Annotated in this window: 1 protein-coding gene; it reads right to left on the bottom strand. The window is 60.2% G+C overall.

Annotated elements, in window-relative coordinates:
- Window positions 1-123: 123 nt before the first annotated feature.
- Window positions 124-1,470 carry a spinster family MFS transporter gene (locus GV818_RS33625; protein WP_161760005.1) on the bottom strand — a complete coding sequence of 449 codons (1,347 nt, stop codon included), beginning with the start codon at window positions 1,468-1,470 and terminating at the stop codon, window positions 124-126.
- Window positions 1,471-1,765: the final 295 nt, after the last annotated feature.

Raw genomic sequence — 1,765 nt, 5'->3', positions numbered from 1 at the left:
CCCAACGCCTTCCCCTATAGCCCTGCCGCAGGCTGCAGTCAGTTGGGCGGTACTGTGCTGCACAGGAGTCACGCCTTGAATACCTCAGGGCTCCTCAAGCCTTATCCCCGCTTACGGCAGCGGCTACACAGCCACAGGCGAGGCCAGCGGCGCAGTGCTGGCCAGCCCGTCCTTCATACTCTGGGCATCACGGACAAAACAACGTGCCGCCTGAAACAGAAACAGCAGGGTCATGAACAAGGCCACCGGAATCAGGTACATCGCATCGTGCAAACCAATGGCCTTGAACTCCTCGGTCATCAACTCGGCACCGGCGGCATACATCGCCGAGTGGGCAAAATGATCGGACAGGGCCCCCACCACTACCGGCCCCAGGCCGCCACCCAGCAGATACAGACCAGCGAAGAACAAGGCCATGGCGGTCGCCCGCAGACGCGGCTCGACCACATCCTGCAAAGCCGTGTAGACACAGGTGTAGAAGTTGTAGGCAAACAGCCAACCGACACTGAACACCGCGACAAATACGCCGATCTCAACCCGCCCGGCATGCAGCGCCCAACCGGTGGCCAAGGTCGAGATGATCAGGCTGCAGGCGGCAAACAACAGGCGGCCATTGGCGACACGCTGGTGAATCTTGTCGGCGATCCAACCACCCAGGGTAAGACCGACCAGCCCGGTGACACCGACGATCAACCCGGTCGCCATGGCCGCTTCCTGCAAGGGCATGAGGAAGTAACGTTGCAGCATCGGCACCAGAAACGAGTTACAGGCATAAGTGGCGAAGTTGAAGGTGAGGCCGGCCAGGGTCAGCCAGAGAAAGGTCGGGATCGCCAGCACCCGGCGAATTGGCCGATCGATCTGCACCTGATCCACCTTCACGGTTTCCGCTGCACCGCGCTTGGGCTCCTTGATGAAAAACATGAACACCGCCAGCACCAGCCCCGGTACCGCAGCGATGAAGAACGGCGCTCGCCAGCTGTCGAAGGCCTTGACCATGGCACCGATGGTGAAGAATGCCAGCACCAGCCCCAAGGGCAGCCCCAACATGAAGATGCCCATGGCCCGAGCCCGGCGATGGGCGGGAAACAGGTCGCCGATCAGCGAGTTGGCCGCTGGCGCGTAGCTGGCCTCGCCAATGCCGACACCCATGCGCACCAGCAAAAAGCTCCAGAAGCTGCCGACCATGCCGTTGACCGCAGTAAGCCCGCTCCACACCACCAGGCCCCAGCCCATCAGTTTGCTGCGCGAGCCGGTGTCGGCCATGCGCCCCAGAGGCAAGCCAGCAATGGCGTAGACAAGGGTGAAGGCAGTGCCAATGATCCCCAGCTGGAAATCACTCAAGTGCCACTCCATGCGGATCGGCTCGATGATGATGGCGGGGATGGTGCGATCGAAGAAGTTGAACAGGTTTGCCAAAAACAACAGGAACAGAATGCGCCAGGCATTTGCCGCTTGAGTCGAATTATCCATGGGTCGATCTCTTTTATTGTTATTCGGCCAGACGCGAGCGAGCCTGGATGCTGCAATCTAGTCAGCCCCGCCAAGGCTGTCTGTGATTATTCGCCAGCCTGATATCAAGCCATCGCAACCCAGTCCCACAACCAGGCATCCGAACCTTCACCAGGCACCGCCTGGAATCCGCTACACCCCCCATAACCTGGGTGTTTCCCAGTCTTTTCAAGGGGTTGAGCCAGACCAAAAAAATACCTTGCGCCCCCCCTTCCCAAGGCCGATGCGAAGCTTAGAATAGCGGCCTTGCCTGCCC

It is taken from the genome of Pseudomonas sp. Fl4BN1, assembly GCF_009908285.1.
Lineage (GTDB): Bacteria > Pseudomonadota > Gammaproteobacteria > Pseudomonadales > Pseudomonadaceae > Aquipseudomonas.
The sequence above is the reverse complement of the archived record's forward strand: the minus strand, read 5'-3'. Positions and strand labels throughout refer to the sequence as shown.

Excerpts from the sequence above, each read along its gene's own strand:
- GV818_RS33625 (WP_161760005.1), bottom strand. The coding sequence starts at position 1,470 with ATGGATAATTCGACTCAAGCGGCAAATGCCTGGCGCATTCTGTTCCTG.